Genomic DNA, 17,284 nt, shown 5'->3' with positions numbered 1-17,284 from the left:
TTGATGAGACCTCACAGGTTTACTATAGAAGGGATGGGATCGAGCATGGGATTTTTCAGAAATCAGTTTTCCAACGTGGTGGAATGGGAAGAATTCAGAGATGATATGATCTTCTGGAAGTGGAGTAACCGGGAGATCAAGAAGGGCAGTAAGCTGATTATTCGAGCGGGGCAGGATGCTATCTTTCTGAATAACGGCAAAGTGGAAGGTATTTTTGAAGATGAAGGTTCGTTTAATATCGATTCGGAGATCATTCCGTTTCTGTCTACGCTGAAAGGGTTCAAGTTCGGATTCAACAGCGGTATGCGTGTAGAGGTACTGTTTGTAAACACCAAAGAGTTCACCGTACGCTGGGGCACGCAAAGCCCAGTGTTGATCCCGACACCGCAGCTTCCGGGCGGTATGCCGATTCGGGCGAACGGAACGTTTAACTTTAAAGTGAGTGACTATGTTACCCTGATCGATAAAATCGCAGGCATCAAACAGAGTTATCTGGTGGAGGATGTCAAAATCCGTATCACGTCTGTGCTGGATCAGCTGCTGATGAAGTGGATCAGCCGTGAAGGAAAGGATATGTTTAACCTGCAGGCGAATGCTTCTGATATTGCGCGCGGTATTCAGGAGGATCTGGATATGCAGATGATGGATATCGGGATCAGCATTACCGGCTTCCAGGTGATGAGCTTCAACTATCCGAAGGAAATTCAGGATATGATCACCAAAACGGCTTCCCACGAGATGATCGGCAATCTGCAGAAGTACCAGCAGGTAAGCATGACGGACGGCATCTCCTCTGGTAAAGTACAGGGCGGCGGCGCGGCTTCGGATATGGCGGGCATGATGATGGGCATGAACATGGCGAATGAAATGCTGAAGAACATGAACCCGAATCAAAATCAGAACAACCAGAACTCAAATCATCAAAACCAAGGCCAGCAGCAGAGCAGCAGTGAAGGTGCATCTCAATCATCTAATGCTGATGGCAAAAAGCCGAACTTCTGCCCGAACTGCGGCGCCAAAAATGAAGGAGCCAACTTCTGTTCGAACTGCGGACAAAAGCTTGCATAATGGAATACTGCCAATTAGAAAGTGAGCTGCTGTCGAAGTAGTCTGTCTGAATCGTTGGTTTAATACGTTAGACTATATCGAGCACGGCGTTGATTGGATCAAGAAGTTAGGGGATTAGTTCTGCAGGAGATAAGCAGCCTGTGGGGCTGATCCCTTTTGTCTCAGCGTTAAGGAGCTGAACGGAGTAGGGCGTAACGGAGGATTTATTTTTTAAATTAAACAAAGTGTTGACAATGAATCCGAAATCATTTATCTTTATATTAAGATATTTAATTTGAATGTAAGTGACCGCAGCTTCAATACAAGAATATACTCAAATAAATATCTCAATTTCAATATAGAGGAGGAGAGATCCAGATGATGATCCCAACATTGACACGAATTAATGAACTCGCAAGAAAAGCGAAAGCGGGTGGATTGACGGAGATGGAGCAGGCAGAACAGACTCGCCTTCGCCAGGAGTATTTGCAGACTTTCCGTGGTTCGGTCAACGACATTTTGCTGAATGCCACCATCTACGATCCAAACGGCGATGACGTGACTCCCGATAAGTTGAAACAAGAACAGGCTTCCAGACAGAATCCATAGGGTATGCGCGGAAGAGGCATCAAACAAATTCCTGATTGCTAGACTAATCATACCACTGTACCACTAGTGCGGGTTTCAATTCCGATCCAGCACTAGTGCAGCAGATTATATATCTTAATTTAAAGATAATTAAAATGAAATATATACGTATTTTTCAAACCAAGGAGGAAATAATCATGAACATTCAAACAACAGGTATTCACCACATTACTGCTTTTGCTGGAGATCCGCAGGCTAACGTCGACTTCTACGCTGGAGTTCTGGGGCTCCGTCTGGTGAAAAAAACAGTTAACTTTGATGCACCGGATGTATACCATCTGTACTTTGGAGATGAACACGGCAGCCCGGGAACGATCATTACTTTCTTCCCGGCAGCAGGCTCGCCACGGGGGCAGATTGGCGGCGGTCAAGTCGGCATCACCTCGTATGTCATTCCACCAGGCTCCATAAACTTCTGGCAGAATCGTCTGGAAAGCTTTAATATCGACGTAACCAGAACCCAACGTTTTGATGAAGAACTGCTGCAGTTTGAAGACAGCGAAGGCCTCCGTTTGGAGCTTGTGGAGCGGGAGGAAGGTGCTGCGAATACATGGGTACAGGAAGGGATTCCGGCTGAGCATGCGATCAAAGGGTTTGGCGGCGCAGTACTGTTCAGTGTAAATCCGCAGCGTACGATGGATGCACTTGAGCGTATTCTCGGTTTTGTGAAAGTGGGCGAAAATGAAGAGTTTGCCCGCTTCCGTTCCATCGGAGACATTGGCAACATCGTGGATGTGCCGGTCAACCGCGTACCGCTGGGTATGGGCGGCGCAGGAACTGTGCACCATATCGCATGGCGCGCAGTCGATGATGCACAGCATGCACAGTGGAGTGAAGCCGTGCGTGATTACGGATACCAGCCAACTCCGGTGCGGGATCGTCAGTATTTTAACGCGATTTACTTCAGAGAAGCTGGCGGCATCCTGTTTGAAATCGCAACGGATCCCCCGGGTTTTGCGCGGGACGAACCAGCCGAATCGCTTGGACAGAAACTGATGCTGCCGGAATGGTTTGAACCCTACCGGACTCAGATTGAAGGCAATCTGCAGCCAATTCAGGTGAGAACCCTTACTCCTGTCACAGCTGTAACGGAGTGAGGCAGAGATATAAAGAGGTAGAATTAAGATTCAAGATAAATGTACCCGGAGTACATCTCCGGGTATATCACCAAATATTTGCAACTTAAATATAAGTTGAACTTTTTTGCAAAGAAATATGAGACTAGACCCAAAGGAGCATTAAGGGATGATGGAGAAAAAGGTCACCTGGCTGGAGCTGTTCTACGATTTGCTTTTCGTCGCGGCAGTATCCAAAGCGGGCCATGTCTTGTTACATGCCCAGCACGGCGTCATTACATTTGAATATTTATTAAAGTTCGTGTTAATTTTCATCCCGGTATGGTGGGCATGGGTCGGTCAGACCTTATTCATTAACCGTTATGGTCAGGATATTCTGAGCCACCGGATTTTCCTCATCCTTCAACTGCTGTCCGTTCTCATTATGACGGCAAGTCTTTCTACTCATTTTGACGAACACTATCTCTCCTTCTTCATAGGTTACATCGGTTCCAGAGCGTTTACCGCCATTCAGTACCTGACGATCCACAAGTCGAAAAGCGAGCATCAGCAGCAGGCGGCCCGTTTCTTGGGCTTCTCGTTTATCATTGGCATCGTGATCTCATCGGGTTCGCTGTTCTTTGATTCGTGGGTGCGTTACGTGATTTTGTATGCGGGGATTGCCGTTGATATTATTCTGCCGCTGCTGGGCCGTAAAAATCTAGTGAAAGTACCTGTACAGACACATCATCTGCTGGAACGTTTTGCTCTTTTTACGCTCATTCTGCTCGGTGAATCCGTTGTGAGCATCATCGCGGTGCTGTCAGCCGATCAATGGGACCTGAAATCCATTCTTTTCACGGTCTTTACGTCCCTGTTTGTCATTGCCATGTGGTGGCAGTACTTCGATAACGTGGAAAAAAAGGTGAGCAAAGAGATGCAGACCGCCGGGCAGGCCATCATCTACGGGCATCTATTTATCTACATCTCCCTGAGTATGATCGCCGCATCAATTCAACTGCTGTACCAGAATCTGCTGAACTATGAGTTTATGATTGCGTTTGTATTTGGCTCGGTACTGCTGTATTTCTTGTCGACAACCTTGGTATTTCATCGCTACAGACACCCGCATCTTCGCCTTCGTCCAACTCATATGGTGGTCATGTTGGGGCTGTTAGCGGTCTTTGTAGTAGTGGACCTGATCTATCGTGTTCCTGGATATGTGATTATGGGTGAGGACATGCTGTTCTTTCTGGTGTATGCGAAGCTGACGACCTGACCTGTATGTATATAAAAGAAGCGAGAGCTGCGAACAGCCCCTGTTCGCAGCTTTTATTTTTGTTATAAGAACATAAATATTTCTCATATATTTTCATGCTTGCAATCTGTTAAGATGGGAGTAGGTACAAGTAAATCTGCCATATCCATGAAGTTAGTTCTATTTTTTAAATGAGCTTAGCCGGGGAAAGAGCGATAATAAGGTTATTTTGCCATCGTAGTGGATTGGGGTACGATCTAATCTTGTTTATAAATAGCCGTTTCACAGATATGGAGATGACATTCAGGAGGGAAATCACTTGAGTACAAATCAAATTGGTGTTCCATTGGAAGGGTTTGCAGAATTTAGCCGTACGGTAGCTGCCGAAGGAGCGGTTTTGCTTAAAAATGAAGGACAGATACTTCCACTTCGCGATTCCGAAAACGTTTCAGTTTTTGGACGAATCCAAGTGAATTATTATCGCAGCGGCACAGGTTCAGGCGGAAGCGTTCATGTCGCGTATACAACGAATCTGCTGGACGGACTGCGCAGTAAAAAGAACATTACCGTTAATGAAGAACTGGCAGCGGTTTATGAGAGATGGATCGAGGAAAATCCGTTTGACGATGGTGGAAAAGTCTGGGCAGCCGAGCCGTGGAATCAGAAGGAAATGCCGCTCACAGACGAGCTGGTCGCTCAAGCCAGAAGTAAATCCAGCAAAGCGATCATTGTCATTGGACGCACTGCAGGGGAAGACCAGGATAATGCAGACGCACCGGGAAGTTATCGTTTGACAGACGATGAGAAGGCTATGCTGAAGCATGTGACGAACCATTTTGAGCATACAATTGTGGTACTCAACGTCTCCAATATTATGGATATGAGCTGGCTGAACGAAACGGTTCTGCATCCGATTCAAGGCGTGATTTATTCTTGGCACGGAGGCATGGAAGGCGGTAACGCGATTGCGGACGTACTGGCTGGAGACGTGACACCAAGCGGTAAACTGACGGATACGATTGCGTATTCCATCGAAGATTATCCTTCTACAAGCAACTATGGAAATGAGTTCAAGAACCTGTATCAGGAAGATATTTATGTGGGTTATCGCTTTTTCGAAACGTTTCGACCTGAAAAAGTGCAATTTGAGTTCGGTTATGGCTTGTCATACACGACCTTTGCCACACAAATCGAGGAAGCTCGTACGGTGATCAACAATGGGGAAACTTCTATTGAGGTTCGCGTGAACGTGACTAACTCCGGTACAACCTATGCGGGTAAAGAAGTGGTTCAGGTTTATTATGAAGCACCGCAGGGAGAACTGGGACAACCGGTGAAAGCATTGGCGGCTTTTGGCAAAACAGGACTGCTGCAGCCCGGCGATTCCGAGCTGCTGACGATCCGTTTCCCGGTAAATCGCATGGCTTCGTATGATGAAGCGGGGGTAACCGGATATGCTTCTGCGTACGTGCTTGAAGCGGGAACATACCGTCTGCATGTGGGTACGAGTGTGAAGCAGGTAGAGCATGTTGACATCGATGGCCAAGATGGCTACGTTGTGGATACGGTTCAACTGGTGGAGCAGCTGCAGGAAGCGATGGCGCCAACAGAAGATTTTACGCGTATGAAACCGGGCATTCGCAAGGCAGATGGATCATATGAGCTGACTTATGCAGCTGTGCCAAAGCGCAAAGTGTCTATCGCAGACCGCATTACCCAGAATTTGCCGCAAACGTTGGAGCAAACGGGCAATCAGGGATATAAACTGAGTGACGTGAAGGCGGGTAAAGTCAGTCTGGAAGCTTTTGTGGCTCAGCTAAGCGATCAGGATCTGGCAGCACTTGTACGCGGCGAAGGCATGAGCAGTCCGCTGGTGACTTCGGGAACCGCATCGGCGTTTGGCGGTGTGAGTGACAGCCTGTTTAACTATGGCATTCCGGTGGCCTGTACGGCAGACGGCCCATCCGGTATCCGGATGGATAGTGGGGAGAAGGCGACACAAGTATCCATTGGTACACTGCTGGCAGCAACGTGGAACGCAGACTTGGTGGAAGAACTGTATGTGATGGAAGGACAAGAGCTGCTGCGCAATCAGGTGGACACTCTGCTCGGACCTGGACTCAATATCCGCCGCAGTCCGCTGAATGGTCGTAACTTCGAGTACTTCTCTGAAGATCCGCTGATCTCGGGTGTATTTGCCGCAGCCTGTACAAAAGGTATCATGAAGGGCGGTTCTAATGCCACACTGAAACACTTTGCCTGCAATAACCAGGAGAAACACCGCAGCAAAGTGGATGCCGTTGTATCCGAACGTGCGCTGCGTGAAATTTATCTGAAAGGGTTCGAAATCGCAGTCAAAGAGGGTGGAGCGAACTCCATCATGACTTCTTACAATCCGATTAACGGACACTGGGCTGCATCCAACTACGATCTGAACACAACGATTTTGCGTGGAGAGTGGAACTTCGACGGCATTGTAATGACCGACTGGTGGGCCATTATGAACGATGTGGTAGAAGGCGGAGAAGCCGATCGCAAGTTCACGAACTGGATGGTTCGTGCTCAGAATGACCTCTACATGGTTGTGCCAAACTATGGCGCAGAGATCAACGGCTGGGACGACAACACGATTGAATCGCTCGAAAATGGAACCTTGACCCGCGGCGAGCTCGAGCGCTCCGCGATCAACATCTGCAAATTCATCATGAATGCGCCGGTATCCTCACGCAAGCATGAGATTGTAGAGAACGTGGCTTCGTTCCAAGCGAACGCGTCCCTTTCTGCAGCAGACGCTCAGTCGCTGACTGCGAATGCACAGGTAAAACCTGCGGCAGCTGAGCCTGTATATATGAAAGTGGATGAAGCAGGCCAGTACCGGATTATTGTGCAGATCATGTCACCTGAGCCTGAACTGGCGCAAAGTGCATGTAATGTGCTGCTCAATGATCAGCTGGCTACGACGATTCAAACAAACGGCACAGAGGGCAAATGGATCAGACAGAAGCTGGTGAAAGTGCAGCTGGAAGCTGGGCTGTATGAACTCAAGCTGGACTTTACTAAACCAGGTCTGCAGATCGATTGGATCGAATTCAAGCAGGTATAGGTTAGGTGTACGGTGTACGTGCGATATAAAAGGCGATATGTAAATGGATTGGCACATGCATGCACTAGGGTCTCTTTCTAAGTAGAAGTGCAACAATGCAGCGATAAAACGATTGCATGGATGATAACAAAGGACACTGCTTGCGGTGTCCTTTTGTTGTAACCGGAGGGACAGGCTGTTATGATCGAATTACGGGATCATGGTAAAACAGAACAATGGGGTAGGGGTGTGGCAAACGATGAAAAGATACAATTATTTAAGTCCGATTCTGCTGATTGTTGTAGCATTGATCGTGCGAGGGCTGGTGACCAATGTGTGTATGCTGTTTGGATTGTCGCAAGAGGTGTCCAGCAATATAGCGATGCTTGCCATGATTGTTGTGGCTTTGATTATGTTCAACCGAATGACGAAAGCCCGGCGTAACAAGTAGATCGGTGTGGTCTCCAATGGGACAAATAGGTAGAAAAGAGCAACTTGAAAGCCCTTTATTTATTTTATTAAAGGGTGAGGAGTATGGAAAGCTGGAACAGGTCATGAAGACGCTAAGACAGGATACAAAGACGATGTAGAGATTCTTCTGCCTCGTCTTTTTGTGCCAATATGTTTTTGGCGGAGGACCGAATAGATAAAAAAAGTTTATTTAGTTATTACTTGAATTAATTACCATCTAATGTTGCGATGAGCCATGTACCGCTATTCTTTTCTTTCAATAATGAGTAGGTAAGAACTCCTTGCTCCACTCGTTCATCTTTTATATTTCTATAGAAAGTTACAACTACTTGTATACGTTTTGCGTCTTCATCATAAGTGATTCCATTTAGTTCGTTGAATTCGAATTTAACACCATCTTCATATTTATATTTAAACCAATCCAGATTGACTTTTATAGAATCTTCATCAAGCATATTTTCTTTAAATTTTGTTTGATCATGTTTAACAATAGCATTCATATTATATTGAATTTTTTCAGCTATATCCTTAGTGAATAAGTCTTTTACATAAGTAGATAAGTCAATAAATACACCTTCTTTAAAAGTTGAAAGTTCCGTTTCTTTTTGACTAAATTCTTTGTTAAATAAAATTGTTTTACTCCCTACTTTATCCGGAGATGAGTTGTTTGTTGTATTCACCATCTCTTGATTATTACTAATTTTCTCTTGACTTTCATTTTGCCCACATCCAGAAGAGAGGGCTACAGATAGAATCGCAATTACACTAATAATACTTTTTTGAAATTTCATCTTAATCATCTCCATAAAATATTTCGCAGAATAACATTAAATATCCAAGGGAATTGGTTGTGATAGTGGTGTTTTCCTTGATTCCGATAAATGAATGCAATGATTTTAGTTTTAATGCAATCAAGGGAAGTAGCTCCGGAGCTATAAATATTATGGTTGCAGTTGAGCCATTGTTCTGGAGTTTACTACCGCCTTCCTTTAGTAATACATAATAAACGGTTATGTGGCTTGATATGTTTCAAAATAATAACAAAAATTAAACGTTTTGGTTTAATTCTGGAATACAAACAAAATAAAAAGGAGTAAATTCGCAGTATAATATTGCGTTACGATACGTTATACTATATTATGTGTTTATAAGAAACTATCTGAATTTCGTTGAGGGACGAAACTTAAGATAGTTCCCTCTTCTTAAATTAAATTATTAGAAAAGGTGAATATATATGGGACAAGCAGTATATCGTGGAAATGTAACGGCTGGTGGTGTAAGTGGTGTACATTATATCACTGCAGATTTAGCTGATGTATCGGTTCAATCCATTCCTGGTTCAGTGTATGCATCATCGTATTCTGGCATTAATGGTACATTTTTTTCTGGCTCAACTCTTGTAGGTATTGCTGCAAAACAAGGTGGAGTGCAAGTTAGAGATAGTGGGGCCAGTAATAACTACGGACTATATAGCCGTAGCACTTTAGTTTCTTATAATTACGGTGGATCAACCTGTGGTGTTGCACTACTTAATGCAATCAAAGATTTTCACTATGGATTATCAAGCATTAATTGGGCCATTGGTGGTATTGGTCTTTATCTATCAGATACATTTTCTGGAACAGAAGCACAGCAGAGACAGGCTTACATTGATAAGTGTGTTGCAGTTGAACATGCCCAGTCTGTTAACTCCTTTGAGAATAGTGCTAAAATAAACCGTACTGCTATTGGCTTTAATTACTCAACAAAAAAAGTAACTATGTTATATTTGAAAAGCGGTTCTGCATGGGATTGCCGAAAGGTATTAAAAGCTCTGGGTTGTGATAATGGTATTCTCCTTGATTCTGGCACATCATCCCAAATGAAGGCAAATACGACTAAAGTCAATACTAAAACTAACTCAGTGTACAGTATGGTTGCAGTTCAACCTTCATCTTGGGCATAACAATCACATTCCCTTTTTTGAGTTAGGATAAATGTTATTATGTTATTTCAAAATAAGATGGATCGATGTTTTATCATCAATCCATCTTATTTTGTGTTGTCATTTTTAAGTAGTAATTTGGTTTTTCTTAAATAAATACAATGAAAAAAACGGTTAATCACGTAAGACAAGGTTTGCATCAACCTTTTTCTTCCTGGCGACTAGTGTTTGATACGTTAGTATCAAACGTTCTTACCATCATATTGATCGTCTTATCAAGCTGAGCCAATCGCTTCTCTAATCCATCCATCTGTTTGTTAAATTTAACCAGTATAGATTGAAGAAGGATGAGACAAAGAGCAATAGGAAATCCAACATTTCCGATTAGCTGAATAATATCCTGTAGATTCATGAGCAGAAACCTCCCTTCTTTAACCTTATTATATTATATATCGTAACGTTACGCTATATATATTTATTTAACGCATATTATATGTTATTATAGTCTAATATATATGTTATAATAATTAATGTTAGGGTGAAGGAAATGGAAATGGAAATGGAAAAGAAAGATAAGCCTACTAGGCTTACTGTGTATCTCCCTGAAAATGCTAGAACAGATTTACTGCGGATATCAAAAGAAACAGGATTATCCCAATCCCAGCTGGTTGTATTGGCTACGCATAGTTTAATAGCTAATCATAAAGAAATTGGAAATGCTATTTTTTCAGATTTACTAGGCTTAAAGCTGTAAAATAGAAATTAGTTACAGAAAATGCGATAATGTTATATTGTGAGGGGTTACGAATCGCTATATAATATCCATAGTTATAAAAGGAGGGTAAATATGAAGTACAGTATCAACTTATTTGGATTGATGGTCGATTGTGATATTAAAATAAATGAGGAGCAGTTTGGGATAGAAATACCGGAGGAGAATCAGAAAGCTTTAAAAAATTATTTAAAACGTGTATTACCCAAGTATGGGAGAGAAGTATCTAATGATACAACTTTAGATTATTTAGTAAAACTTGCTTTGGATGCAGAAAAAACACTAGATGGTCGTATGGCTGAACCAAAGCTAAAATTACCTTATGAGTTTCAGCCTGAAATTAAGGAAAAACTAATTGAGGCAGCGGCATTACAAGAAATATCAGCGACTCAGTTACTGATTCGTATCATTGAAAATAAATATCAAGAAATTATAGGACAGGAGTGATTAAATCAATGGCATATGGAAATAAGGTTAAATTTCATTATGACGTACCAGTCTATATAAAAGCTCAATTAGCTACAGCCGCTAAAAAGCTAAATATGACAGCAACAGAGCTACTTTCTAAAACAATAGAAGAAGAATATGAACGTGTAATAAATGAAAAAAAGGCTAACCAAGGTTAGCCTTCAAAATAAATTCGTGCATTCTGTGAATTTGGTTAATAGGAAAACATTGGTAGGAATAATCTAGACCAACATTGTCATACGAAAATGCATGAAAAATAGAATATTTTTCTGACAGGTTGTCTTCAATCAGATAAACATAGATATTAGGGAACTCTGTTGTTACATGACAATCAAATTGAGAAGTTGGACTTGCATCCATGATCGCCTTGATATGTTGCTTTACATCGGAAGAGATATCGAGCAATTTTTTTTAAAAAACTAACATAAGGCAAGGGACCCCCTTTGATATTTAAATACCGCCTCTTTTACCATGTTTGTACACCAAACATTTATTCTCGTTTTGAGGATGTTAATTCCACAGAAGTATAATTTTTACGTTTGTAACGAGAGATATGTTTCGATTTATGTGGTTACAATATTGACTTTATTTAAGATATTTTGTAAATAAAAAGAATTATGTGTCTTTAAAACTAAAAACAAGTATTAATTGGAATTATAATCTACTTTACCATAATATCATACAGCGTAACGCAACGCTATACTTATGTATTTATTTCTATAAAGTTAACTTAAAGCCACAAAATGGGTAGAGCATAACAATTCATATATGAGGGTTGATGTGCCCTGGTGGAAATATTCCGCTTGGGCTTTTTGTGTTGCTGAAGTAACTTAGTTCAGGACAAGTTTACTACTAGCTCCAAGAAGAAAAAATATAAAGCAAAGAACCGAACTAATTTAGGAGGTATTTGTTTTTAATATTCTGCCTGATTTAACCAGGTGGAGGTGGTTGAAATCAATGGTGCTAATAAAGGAACGGTTTGGTAAACGTGGGTATATTGCGAGAACAAATCACCTAAGATGAGAATGTTAAAGTAAGTTCCGATTTTAGTTAGTTCTCTCAACTTGAACTTCAATGAACTACGCTTATGATGTCATATCTGGATCGTAAGGCAAGTTGAATTAGACTTTACATCGAATATTCAACAAAGCAATATTTTTCAATTTCTACCGTTTAAATATATGAACAAGGAGTATGGAAGAGGACTCTAATGAGAGAGGTAATTTGAACTGTAGTAAGAATAGAAGCATATATTAGCCAGTTTTTAGATTCTCTAACTTCCTGTACCGCCTCTTACAGATCTCAAGACCTGTAGGAAAGAAAAAGGCTAGGGTAACGTCATGAACGCCCTAATTAGCTATAGGCTGGGTATAGAATAGACGCTTCTGGATTCCAGAAGCGCCTTTCTTCGTTCTAGCGAGCGTTGTTACGGTCACACTGACATTTTGTTGGAATTGGATGATGGCCTTCCAGGGGATCCGGTCCATAAAGCTCTTTGTAAAGTCCGCGGAGTTCTTTTAATTGTAATGATAACTCCTCGCCAAACTTGAAGAAAATTTCTTTGTCTGTTTCAGTTCTTTCTTCACATAAGCAATTTGCATACGACATAATTGCGTAGTGAACAGACTGTATACACTTCATCAACTTTTCTTGACATCGTTGATCATCCATAAAAAAACCTCCTAAAATATTTTCTTAACCACACAATATCATATTGCGTAACGTTACGCAATATGATATTGTGTGGTTAGAGCTTTACAGTGAACAGTGCATGTGAGGGGTTCATATGTATTGTTACAACCCTTAATAAAACTCTAAAGCATTTTGTATTTTTGCTTACTAAAAATAAGAGGAATGGGTGATTATGAATGCAAAACCAATTCGTTAAAGCAATTCAAAACAACTTGGCATATGACGAAGGATTTCATACGGCTACTTTATTGTCCGAAGAAGATTCTATTGTTAAAAAAATCTTTGATCGGTTGGACGTAAAGAAGTATATGAGATTCAATCAACTTGATTTAGCCAACATTAATAAACACGTTTATCGCGGTGGAACATACTACACTATTTCAGTTCCTGTTTTGAATCGTGAGATTGAGTCGTATGTTACCGTATCAGTTAGCGCCGATGAAGAAAAAATTATGAAGGTAGTGCTTTTCATAATGGATTACAGCGAGAACCTAAAGCTGACCTATGAAGACCTTGAAGGTAATCTCAAAGCTTCGGGGACGTTTAATAGTGAATATGAACTTATCCAATATGAACGTGCAGCAACTGGCGATGTGACTGCATTTGACTTGGCTGATTGTTTGGCGAAGCAATGGGATAACTTACCTTGGTATGCTGCGGCAGCCTGCGGCGGTTCATGTGCTAGTTGCTTTGGTGCTATTGTTCCAGCATGTGTAGTGTGTGCCGGATGTTTGGTTGGATTTGGTATTGATTGTGTTTAATTGTTCAAATTATCTAATATTGGAGGTATTGATATGATTGAAAATGTAAATATTTTACCAAAAGAGGAATTCCATACGACTGCAAAAGTAGAAATTAACGACTCCTTTGTTCAGCATTTGAGTACTAATAATGAGTATAAAGAGCTGGCAGCTAAATATTCGCTTAAATTGAATGAAGCAGAATGGCACTATTTTAGAGGTATTGCAACAAAAACGCTTTTGATTCCGATCTATCAAGAGACGGGCACAGTCAATAAATTTGTTGCGGTGTACTATGATGTGCAACAAATTATAAAAAAGATTAAGGTGATGACAATTGAGAAAATTGAACATGGATTCTCACTAGCCTTTTCTAATGCGGAAGAAACGCATGAGGTCAAGGGGGTTTATCAGTATAATCAATACGTTGAAACACAGGTGAATGGTCTCCCTGTTCCTGTGGAAGGGCAAATTACAGCTAATTTCGATCTATCTTGTTTGCAAACAGGGTTTGAGGGTCTACCACTTTGGTTAAAGGCATTTTGTTCAGTAGCATGTGGAGCAATTTGGACTGGAGCTGGGGCAGCAGCTTGTGCAGGGTGTCTGGTTGGACTGGGTATTGATTGCTAATTTTGATTGTGAAGCCGGGCTTAGTCCCGGCTTCTTTTTTTGTAAATGACTGATATAAGATTAAATACAACCCCAATAATCATTAAAATGATTCCCAGAATTACATGTGGAGCAAGTTCTTTGATAATGATGAAGGATAGACCTATAGCAAACAAGAGTATCCCAATATACATAAGCCATTTCCCTATCGAGAAGTTGTTCATTTTGCTTTCCCCTTTCTATTTTACTGAATTTATATTCCAACTTACATTTTTACTCCTTACATTATATCCGATAATTGGGTTAATGATCAAAATAAGGTGTTAAAGAGAGTGAGAATACAAAAATTCTTACTCTGTTACGTCAGCTTAAAAACCTGAAATCTTGTCTGTACTCAAACAGTTGTTTGGGGATACTCATTAAGTCAATAATTCAAATGAGCTTAGGTGGAACTTGTTCGCCTAGGATATTTTTTATTTGGACGAAGTGTCACTGGTTTGGAAGTTAGGAAAAGAAGCCGTAGAATTAACAGGCTGATGCTGGCCGCTCTGAGGCGCGCAAGATCGTTCAACTAAGAAGCCCGCAACGTGATCGCTTGGCCCAGTAACTTGTGTGCCTAATCCGGTGTTAAACACCCGACTTAAGCGCTCTAAGTTCCTGTGCCGCTTTGCAATCTGCACGGAGGCAAGGTCAATACTCAGGCATCCTAAAGGGAAGTTCGCATACAACATGGCATCATGAATTGCCCTACGTGCCTACACTGTATCATCGTGGCGTGGATATGTGAACTGGAAGCAGGGAAGGGCGAAAGAGAAACTTTTGTACTGATGCCCTGACCCCTGTCATTGCTCTAGTTCACGAGTATACGTAAAAAGGGGATTTTGGGGACGGCGACCAAGCGGCAGACAACGCCCCAAAAATCCCCTTTCGACAACCTGAATTTAAAGGGAGGAAGCATGAAAAGCAAATACATTAACGATTAGAAGGTTTCGACTTGGAAGAATTGCAGGAACACTGGGGGGTTCAGAAACTTTAGATGAAAAGGAAATTCTACCAGCGATGCGCTGGCATGTTGCGAGGAATTGGAGGGCCAGGGAGGCTAAGCTGTTAATGAGGAAGTCCTAAAATATGATTATTGACGTTCACAACCTAACGTTTTAGACTAAGCTAAAGATATAATTTAATAACAATTTAAATAACAAAAATAACAAGAAATTAACGCAGAGGAAAAGATAAAAACCGCAAAAGTAATAGAATAATGGCAGATGGCAAACGAATTAAATCAATAAAACCAATAGAAGCACGAAGAGTATTGAAACCGTTAAAACCAAGACCAGATCAAACGGATTAACGATATTTACTGTTATTTGATTGATCTTACAGGAGGCTCACACATGACGATTAAGGCCGACAAACAGTACGTTTTTCGGGAAGGGCAGCTTTTTCAGAGCAGTCACGCGTCTACGGTTGCTGTTTTGCCAAGTGGTGGTGTTGTGGTTGCCTGGTTCGCAGGTTCGTATGAAAAGTCCAGCGACACCGCCATCTGGATGGCTATTCAGGGGCGAGACGGCTTGTGGTCGGCGCCGCGCAAAGTAGCGGATGAAGAAGGCATTGCCCATTGGAACCCGGTGCTGTGTGCACATGGGAGTTCACTTGTACTCTTTTACAAGGTGGGACACGAAATTACAGACTGGCATACGCGCATCTTGCGCTCGGAGGATGGCGGGCAGACATGGACGGAGGCTCGTGAGTTGGTTCCCGGTGATGTGGGTGGTCGTGGTCCGGTGCGCAATAAACCTTTACGGCTAACGGATGGAACCATTTTGGCTCCATCTTCTATTGAGCGAATGGATATGGAGAATCCAGGCAAACAGGTATGGGAAGCTTTTATTGATATTTCAACCGATGAAGGCACGACATGGAGGAAAAGTGAACCCGTGCCGATGAACTTGTCTGCTTATGTGGGGGCAAATCATTGGATTGCGAAAGGGCTGATTCAGCCTGCTCTATGGACCTCAAATGCGGATGATGTACATATGCTGCTTCGCAGTACAGAGGGCAAGATCTATCGCAGCGACTCGGCGGATGGCGGCAGGACGTGGTGTGAAGCTTACCCGACAGAACTACCAAACAACAATAGCGGAATTGATGTCACACGGCTGGAGAGTGGCTTGCTTGCGCTTGTTTACAATCCCGTGAGCGGATATGCGACAGAGAGCCCCCGAACACCACTGGTAGCTGCCTTTTCGAATGACAATGGTGCGAGCTGGGGAGATGAATGGGTGCTCGAAGATGAGCCGGGCGAGTATTCTTATCCTTCCGTCGTATCTCAGGGGCAGAACCTGTACATCTCGTATACATGGAAAAGAGACCGAATCGCGTTCTGGAAACTGAACGTTCACGCATCGGAATAAAGCAAGGACCGCAGAAGCGCTGATCAGGCGTTTATTCGGTCCTTTCTGTCGTCGTTACTTGTGAGGAGGTGTTCCTATGAATAGGCAGGTCATTAAAAGACAACCGACTTTGGAAGTCATAGCGGTGGACGCGGCAGATGCCCAAGCGGCTGAGCAGGGGGGAGCAGATCGGATTGAGCTTGTATCGGCTATGTCCGAAGGTGGTCTTACGCCCAGCTATGGGCTGATTGAACAAGTTGTATCGCGGGTGTCGATTCCAGTGTATGTCATGATTCGGCCTCACAGCCGCTCCTTCTGCTATAGCGCTGACGATCTTCAGGTGATGATCCAAGACATACGTATGGCACGTGAGCTTGGTGCCGCAGGCATCGTGATTGGAGCTCTCACTCATGAGGGAGAAGTACATCGCTCCTTTTTACAAGCTTGTCTGTTAAGCGCTCAGGGGCTAGGAGTTACGTTTCATCGCGCCATCGATTCGAGTGCACATGTGGTGAGATCACTGGAGAGCATTGGTAGCATCAATGGAGGGAGTGAGGGTAAGGGTAGGTTTGAGTATGAGAGGGAGATGAAGAGCAAGAGCAAGAGCGATAGTGAAAGTAAGGACAGGAGCAGCAGCGAGAATAACAGCAAGGACAAGAGTGCATGTGAGAGTAATAGCAAGGGTGAGAGCAAGAGTGCATGTGTGAGTAAGAGCGAGGAGAGTGTCGTTGAGCGCGTGCTTACATCGGGAGGCAAGCCTACTGCCCCTGAAGGTTTGCTCGAACTACAGCAGTTACAGGAGATGGGACAGACATTAAATATATCCGTTATGGCGGGTTCAGGTGTGACGATTGAGGGGATTTCAACCATCGTGAGCCGAACGGGGATCACCGAGATTCATATGGGATCAGGTGTGCGGCGTGGAGGGAGTTTTGATCATCCTGTAGATGCTCAGCTTGTCGCTCAGGCCAAAGCAGCGTTGATTCGCGCAGCACAAGAGCTGTAGTAGCAATAATAATGGTCATTGTGTGTACTTGATGTAACCAACACAGCGGCGGCTATAAAAGCGGATGAATAGCTGGAACAAAAGTGATAAAAGCAATAAAAGCAGAATGCACTTTTCAT

At 42.8% G+C, this 17,284-nt stretch carries 17 protein-coding genes; 14 read left to right on the top strand and 3 right to left on the bottom strand.

The genetic code is table 11. The features are described from left to right. Nucleotides 1-45: 45 nt before the first annotated feature. The 6 genes from ABXS70_RS25015 (at nucleotide 46) to ABXS70_RS24990 (ending at nucleotide 7,541) form a co-directional block, all read left to right on the top strand. On the top strand, nucleotides 46-1,068 hold the full coding sequence (locus tag ABXS70_RS25015) for an SPFH domain-containing protein (RefSeq protein ID WP_366291733.1): 1,023 nt from the start codon (nucleotides 46-48) through the stop codon (nucleotides 1,066-1,068). A gap of 360 nt (nucleotides 1,069-1,428) precedes the next feature. Beyond that, on the top strand, nucleotides 1,429-1,656 hold the full coding sequence (locus tag ABXS70_RS25010) for a DUF896 domain-containing protein (protein ID WP_090924289.1): 228 nt from the start codon (nucleotides 1,429-1,431) through the stop codon (nucleotides 1,654-1,656). A 176-nt stretch (nucleotides 1,657-1,832) separates the two neighbouring features. Then, nucleotides 1,833-2,792, top strand: coding sequence for a ring-cleaving dioxygenase (locus ABXS70_RS25005; protein ID WP_366291730.1), 960 nt, complete (start codon nucleotides 1,833-1,835; stop codon nucleotides 2,790-2,792). A 148-nt stretch (nucleotides 2,793-2,940) separates the two neighbouring features. Further along, nucleotides 2,941-4,029 (top strand): low temperature requirement protein A, encoded by a 1,089-nt coding sequence (locus ABXS70_RS25000; RefSeq protein ID WP_366291727.1) that lies wholly within the window; start codon nucleotides 2,941-2,943, stop codon nucleotides 4,027-4,029. 298 nt (nucleotides 4,030-4,327) lie between these two features. Continuing rightward, nucleotides 4,328-7,111, top strand: a complete 2,784-nt coding sequence (locus ABXS70_RS24995; protein ID WP_366291724.1) for a glycoside hydrolase family 3 C-terminal domain-containing protein — start codon at nucleotides 4,328-4,330, stop codon at nucleotides 7,109-7,111. Nucleotides 7,112-7,349: 238 nt separating this feature from the next. Next, nucleotides 7,350-7,541: a hypothetical protein gene (locus ABXS70_RS24990; RefSeq protein ID WP_342553766.1), complete on the top strand. Its 192-nt coding sequence runs from the start codon at nucleotides 7,350-7,352 to the stop codon at nucleotides 7,539-7,541. A gap of 226 nt (nucleotides 7,542-7,767) precedes the next feature. On the opposite strand, the gene ABXS70_RS24985 is transcribed toward ABXS70_RS24990, so the two are convergent. Next, nucleotides 7,768-8,352 carry a hypothetical protein gene (locus ABXS70_RS24985; protein WP_366291721.1) on the bottom strand — a complete coding sequence of 195 codons (585 nt, stop codon included), beginning with the start codon at nucleotides 8,350-8,352 and terminating at the stop codon, nucleotides 7,768-7,770. 443 nt (nucleotides 8,353-8,795) lie between these two features. Here ABXS70_RS24985 and ABXS70_RS24980 point away from each other — a divergent pair, with 443 nt between their 5' ends. Continuing rightward, a complete protein-coding gene (locus tag ABXS70_RS24980) occupies nucleotides 8,796-9,506 on the top strand; it encodes a hypothetical protein (RefSeq protein ID WP_366291718.1) in 711 nt (236 codons plus the stop codon). 178 nt (nucleotides 9,507-9,684) lie between these two features. Here the strand turns inward: ABXS70_RS24980 and ABXS70_RS24975 are convergent, their stop codons facing one another. After that, entirely contained in the window at nucleotides 9,685-9,897 is a 213-nt protein-coding gene (locus ABXS70_RS24975; RefSeq protein WP_366291715.1) for a hypothetical protein, read from the bottom strand. A 135-nt stretch (nucleotides 9,898-10,032) separates the two neighbouring features. Between ABXS70_RS24975 and ABXS70_RS24970 the strand changes: the two genes are divergently transcribed. From ABXS70_RS24970 to ABXS70_RS24960, 3 genes are all read left to right on the top strand, one after another. Next, complete coding sequence (locus ABXS70_RS24970) at nucleotides 10,033-10,239, top strand: hypothetical protein (RefSeq protein WP_366291712.1); 207 nt, start codon at nucleotides 10,033-10,035, stop codon at nucleotides 10,237-10,239. Nucleotides 10,240-10,332: 93 nt separating this feature from the next. After that, the gene (locus ABXS70_RS24965; protein ID WP_366291709.1) at nucleotides 10,333-10,704 is read left to right on the top strand and encodes a hypothetical protein; all 372 of its coding nucleotides are present in this window, start codon (nucleotides 10,333-10,335) and stop codon (nucleotides 10,702-10,704) included. A gap of 8 nt (nucleotides 10,705-10,712) precedes the next feature. Then, the gene (locus ABXS70_RS24960; RefSeq protein ID WP_366291706.1) at nucleotides 10,713-10,883 is read left to right on the top strand and encodes a hypothetical protein; all 171 of its coding nucleotides are present in this window, start codon (nucleotides 10,713-10,715) and stop codon (nucleotides 10,881-10,883) included. 1,255 nt (nucleotides 10,884-12,138) lie between these two features. Here the strand turns inward: ABXS70_RS24960 and ABXS70_RS24955 are convergent. After that, nucleotides 12,139-12,396 (bottom strand): hypothetical protein, encoded by a 258-nt coding sequence (locus tag ABXS70_RS24955; RefSeq protein WP_366291703.1) that lies wholly within the window; start codon nucleotides 12,394-12,396, stop codon nucleotides 12,139-12,141. Nucleotides 12,397-12,593: 197 nt separating this feature from the next. On the opposite strand from ABXS70_RS24955, the gene ABXS70_RS24950 reads away from it, so the two are divergent. From ABXS70_RS24950 to ABXS70_RS24935, 4 genes are all read left to right on the top strand, one after another. Further along, a complete protein-coding gene (locus ABXS70_RS24950; RefSeq protein WP_366291700.1) occupies nucleotides 12,594-13,178 on the top strand; it encodes a hypothetical protein in 585 nt (194 codons plus the stop codon). Between the two features lie 33 nt (nucleotides 13,179-13,211). Next, nucleotides 13,212-13,787, top strand: a complete 576-nt coding sequence (locus ABXS70_RS24945; protein WP_366291697.1) for a hypothetical protein — start codon at nucleotides 13,212-13,214, stop codon at nucleotides 13,785-13,787. A gap of 1,373 nt (nucleotides 13,788-15,160) precedes the next feature. Then, on the top strand, nucleotides 15,161-16,180 hold the full coding sequence (locus tag ABXS70_RS24940) for a sialidase family protein (RefSeq protein WP_366291694.1): 1,020 nt from the start codon (nucleotides 15,161-15,163) through the stop codon (nucleotides 16,178-16,180). Between the two features lie 76 nt (nucleotides 16,181-16,256). Then, entirely contained in the window at nucleotides 16,257-17,165 is a 909-nt protein-coding gene (locus ABXS70_RS24935; RefSeq protein WP_366291691.1) for a copper homeostasis protein CutC, read from the top strand. Nucleotides 17,166-17,284: the final 119 nt, after the last annotated feature.

It is taken from the genome of Paenibacillus sp. AN1007 (assembly GCF_040702995.1).
Lineage (GTDB): Bacteria > Bacillota > Bacilli > Paenibacillales > Paenibacillaceae > Paenibacillus.
The sequence above is the reverse complement of the archived record's forward strand: the minus strand, read 5'-3'. Positions and strand labels throughout refer to the sequence as shown.